At 71.0% G+C, this 5,065-nt stretch carries 3 protein-coding genes; 2 read left to right on the plus strand and 1 reads right to left on the minus strand.

Annotation, left to right across the window (positions count from 1 at the left end):
- On the minus strand, positions 1–806 hold an 806-nt coding region (locus KBX53_RS21760; protein WP_210861299.1), incomplete at its 3' end, for a hypothetical protein.
- 306 nt (positions 807–1,112) lie between these two features.
- Between KBX53_RS21760 and ileS the strand changes: the two genes are divergently transcribed.
- Both ileS and KBX53_RS21770 read left to right on the plus strand, forming a co-directional pair.
- Positions 1,113–4,259: an isoleucine--tRNA ligase gene (gene ileS / locus KBX53_RS21765; RefSeq protein ID WP_210861301.1), complete on the plus strand. Its 3,147-nt coding sequence runs from the start codon at positions 1,113–1,115 to the stop codon at positions 4,257–4,259.
- Positions 4,260–4,355: 96 nt separating this feature from the next.
- Positions 4,356–5,045: a 1-acyl-sn-glycerol-3-phosphate acyltransferase gene (locus tag KBX53_RS21770; RefSeq protein WP_210861304.1), complete on the plus strand. Its 690-nt coding sequence runs from the start codon at positions 4,356–4,358 to the stop codon at positions 5,043–5,045.
- The last annotated feature ends 20 nt before the right edge of the window (positions 5,046–5,065 follow it).

Below are 5,065 nucleotides of genomic sequence, written 5' to 3' on the forward strand. Positions count from 1 at the left end.
ACCTGGGCACGACCTCGGCCGACCAGCATCGCCAACCGGTCCGTGACCGGTGTCGTCCGGGCCGTCGAGGTCGGCCCACCCTCGGCGAGCACCACCGCCCCGCGCGCCTGGTAGGAGACGGCGATGATCTCCGGATGGTCGGTGGCGCAGATGAGTGCTCCCTGCGCGAAGACCAGGGGAATCAGCAGCAGCCGCTGGTTCACCGCCGTGAACTCCTGCTCCGACGGCTTCACCAGCGTCAGCACCGGCTTGTCCCAGCGCACCCGCTCGTGCAGGTCGGCCAGCAGCGCGTCCGGACCGTACGCGGCGAGCGCCCGGGCCCGGTGCAGCACCTCCTCGTCCAGCGCCGCCTGCATCGCCGGCCACCACGGTGCGATGGCCGCGTCCCAGTACGCCTCGATGCCGTCGGCGAGTCGCTCCAGGGCGGCCCGCCGGTCCGTGACGAACGGGCGGAGCCACTCCGGCAGGTCGTCCGGCTGGTAGTAGTGGGGGATCTGCTCGGCGATCACCTCAGCCGGCGTCGCGCGCAGCTCGGCGAGCTGGTCGGCCAGGGTCGGCGCGGCCGACGTGGGGATCGGGCTGAGGAAGTCCGGTGCGGGTAGGCCGACGGTCAGCAGCCGGGCCGGCGCGGTCGCCGGCACCTCGTCGAGCACCCGCCGTGCGTGCCGCGCCCAGGCGGTGTACGGCCAGGGCGCCTGCACCGGATGGCGGTGCAGCACGAACAGGCTGGTCAGCACCTCCCAGAGCGGGCTGGTGGCGATCCGGGTGCGGGACAGGGTCGGCTCGTCCAACTCGATCCGGATCACCCGGTCAGCCTAGGGTGCCGGAGCGCGCGTCACTCGGCGGTGGGGTGGGGTGCGGGTCTTGTATCGTTGAGCACCGTAAGGCGATGACCCGGCCATCACCGGTGAGCCTCCGGAAGAACAGCCGGGCGACCGGCCCAGTAGAACCGGACGGGTGCGGCCCGTCACAGCCGGCAATGAGCGGGCGGTCGATCCTGACCGCCAAGCGGGGTGGTACCGCGGGCCACCCGGGAGCGCCGTCGTCGGCGTACCCGGACGGTTCGTCCTCGCAGACCCACGTTGAGTGAGCTGCGAGGAGAGCGACCCCCGATGGCCTATCCGTTGCACGACCCGACCGCCGCCGGTGTGCCGGCGAGCCCGGACCTGCCCGCGGTCGAGCGCCGGGTGCTGGAGCACTGGACGGCCGACAAGACCTTCGAGGCCAGCGTCGAGGCCCGTCCCGCCGGCACCGACGGCAAGAACGAGTACGTCTTCTACGACGGCCCGCCGTTCGCCAACGGTCTGCCGCACTACGGTCACCTCTTCACCGGCTACGTCAAGGACGTGGTGCCGCGCTACCAGACCATGCGCGGCCGGCACGTCGAGCGGCGCTTCGGGTGGGACTGCCACGGCCTGCCCGCCGAGGTGGTGGCCGAGAAGCAGCTCGGCATCACCAGCAAGGCGGAGATCATCGACCTGGGCGTGGCCCGGTTCAACGAGGCCTGCCGGACCTCGGTGCTGGAGTTCACCCAGGACTGGGAGCGGTACATCAACCGGCAGGCCCGCTGGGTCGACTTCACCAACGACTACAAGACCCTCGACCTGGACTACATGGAAAGCGTCATGTGGGCCTTCAAGACCCTGCACGACAAGGGTCTGATCTACGAGGGTTTCCGGGTGCTGGCGTACTGCTGGCGCTGCGAGACGCCGCTGTCGAACACCGAGACCCGGATGGACGACGTCTACCGGGACCGGCACGACCCCACCCTGTCGGTGTGGTTCGAGCTGACCGCCGACGAGTCCGCCCCGGAGCTGGTGCGCGGGCCGGTCAAGCTGGGCGTCTGGACCACCACGCCGTGGACCCTGCCGTCGAACCTGGCGCTCGCCGTCGGCCCCGACATCGAGTACGCGGTCCTGGAGCGCGAGGGCGAGCGGTTCGTGGTCGGGGCGGCGCGGCTGGCCGCGTACGCCAAGGAACTGGACGGGTTCGAGCAGGTCGGCACCGTGTACGGCCGGGACCTGGCCGGACGCCGCTACACGCCGCTGTTCGACTTCCTCGTCGAGCAGGCCGGGGAGAACGCCTACCAGGTGCTCGGCGCGGAGTTCGTCACCACCGAGGACGGCACCGGGATCGTGCACCTGGCCCCGGCCTTCGGTGAGGACGACCAGAACGTCTGCAACGCCGCCGGCATCCCCACCATCGTCACCGTGGACGACCACACCCGGTTCACCGCGCTGGTCCCGCCGTACCAGGGTGAGCAGGTCTTCGACGTCAACAAGCCGGTGATCCGGGAGCTGAAGGACCGGGGGGTGGTGCTCAAGCAGGACACCTACACCCACTCGTACCCGCACTGCTGGCGCTGTGACACCCCGCTGGTCTACAAGGCGGTCTCGTCGTGGTTCGTCGCCGTGACGAAGTTCCGGGACCGGATGGTCGAGCTGAACCAGGAGATCAACTGGACGCCGGCGCACATCAAGGACGGCTCGTTCGGCAAGTGGCTGGCCAACGCCCGGGACTGGTCGATCAGCCGTAACCGGTTCTGGGGCTCGCCGATCCCGGTGTGGAAGTCCGACGACCCGAACTACCCGCGCCTGGACGTCTACGGCTCCCTCGCCGACATCGAGCGGGACTTCGGCGTACGCCTGACCGACCTGCACCGGCCCGAAGTGGACGACCTGGTCCGCCCCAACCCGGACGACCCGAGCGGTCAGTCGATGATGCGCCGGGTGCCGGAGGTGCTGGACTGCTGGTTCGAGTCCGGTTCGATGCCGTTCGCCCAGGTGCACTACCCGTTCGAGAACGCGGACTGGTTCGAGCACCACTACCCGGGTGACTTCATCGTCGAGTACATCGGGCAGACCCGCGGCTGGTTCTACACGATGCACGTGCTGGCCACCGCGCTGTTCGACCGGCCGGCGTTCCGCAACTGCCTGAGCCACGGCATCCTGCTCGGCTCGGACGGGCGCAAGATGTCCAAGAGCCTGCGCAACTACCCGGACGTCTACCACGTCTTCGACTCGTACGGCTCGGACGCGATGCGCTGGATGCTGATGTCGTCGCCGGTGCTGCGCGGCGGGGACATGGCGGTGACCGAGACGCTGATCCGCGACGCGGTACGCCAGGTGCTGCTGCCGCTGTGGAACGTCTGGTACTTCTTCACGCTCTACGCCAACGCCGACGGGTATCAGGCGCGGCGGCGCACCGACTCCACCCATCTGCTCGACAGGTACATCCTGGCGAAGACGAACGAGCTGGTGTCGACGGTCGGCGCGCAGATGGACGCGTACGACATCTCCGGCGCGTGCGCCACCGTCCGGTCCTACCTGGACGCGCTGACCAACTGGTACGTGCGCCGGTCCCGGGACCGGTTCTGGTCCGGTGACGCCGACGCGTTCGACACCCTGTCGACGGTGCTGGAGACGCTCTGCCGGGTGGTGGCGCCGCTCGCGCCGCTGACCGCGGAGGAGATCTGGCGTGGGCTCACCGGTGAGCGGTCGGTGCACCTGACCGACTGGCCCTCGGCGGAGGAGTTCCCGGCCGACCACGACCTCGTCGCCGCGATGGACAACGTGCGGGCGGTCGCCTCGGCGGCGCTGTCGCTGCGCAAGGCCAAGGGGCTGCGGGTGCGCCTGCCGCTGTCGACGCTGACAGTGGCCTCGCCGGCGGCGGAGCAGTTGCGCCCGTTCGCCGACCTGGTCGCCGACGAGGTCAACGTGAAGACGGTGGAGTTCAGCGCGGAGCTGTCCGCGTACTGCGAGCAGGTGTTGACGGTGGTGCCCCGGGCCCTCGGCCCGCGCGTCGGCAAGCAGGTGCAGCAGGTGATCAAGGCGGTCAAGGCCGGTGACTGGGAGCTGGTCGACGGCGCCCCGGTGGCCGCCGGTGTCACCCTCGCCGAGGGCGAGTACGAGCTGCGCCTGATCGCGGCCGACGCCGAGCACTCCGCCCCGCTGCCCGGCGGCGAGGGCGTGGTGGTGCTGGACACCGACGTCACCCCGGAGCTGGCCGCCGAGGGGCTGGCCCGCGACGTGGTGCGGGTGGTGCAGCAGGCCCGCCGGGACGCCGACCTGGACGTCTCGGACCGGATCGTGGTGTCGGTGTCGGCGTCCGACGAGGTACGCGCGGCGGTGGCGGGGTACCTCGACTTCGTGGCCGGCGAGGTCCTGGCCGACTCGGTGGACTTCGCCGAGGGCCTCGACGGCTTCGCCGGCGAGGTCGGCGAGGGCGAGCGGGTCACGGTCACCGTCCGCCGGTCGTAGCACGCGGGGCGGACGCCGCCGCACCTCCGTCTGCGGGGTGTGGCGGCGTCCGCTACCGTGACACCGCCCGCTCGCACCTCATCTGCCGGAGGACCAGTGCCCCTGCTCTACACCATCGGCAAGCTGACCGTGGCGCCCACGCTGCGGGTGGCGTTCCGCCCGACCGTGGAGGGTCTGGAACACGTGCCGGAGACCGGCGGCGCGATCTTCGCCGGCAACCATCTCTCGGTGGCCGACGAGCTGTTCCTCGGCACCGTCGTGCCCCGGCACCTGGCGTTCTGGGCGAAGTCGGAGTACTTCAAGGGCGCCGGCGTGAAGGGCGCGATCTCCAAGTGCGTGCTCACCGGCCTGGGCGCGATCCCGGTCGAGCGGGCCGGCGGTCGGGCGGCGCTGTCCGCGTTCGACGCGGCGATCCCGGCGCTCAAGGGCGGTGACCTGGTGGTGGTCTACCCGGAGGGCACCCGCTCGCCGGACGGCAAGCTCTCCCGGGGGCGTACCGGCGCGGCCCGGCTGGCCATCTCGGCCGGCGTGCCGATCATCCCGGTCGGCATGATCGGTACGGACAAGGCGCAGCCGATCGGCGCCCGGGTGCCCCGGCCGGGCGCTGCCAAGATCACGGTCCGGTTCGGCAAGCCGCTGGACTTCACCGGCCGGCCGGACGATCGCACCTCGCTACGGCAGATGACCGACGAGCTGATGAGTGAGATCCAGAAGCTCACCGGCCAGGAGTACGTGCCGCGCTACGCCCCGCCGCGGGCCCACCCGGACCCGACCCGCGACGCCTGAGGGCACGGCTCAGCCCCGTT

Source organism: Micromonospora sp. M51 (genome assembly GCF_018070305.1).
GTDB lineage: Bacteria > Actinomycetota > Actinomycetes > Mycobacteriales > Micromonosporaceae > Micromonospora > Micromonospora parva.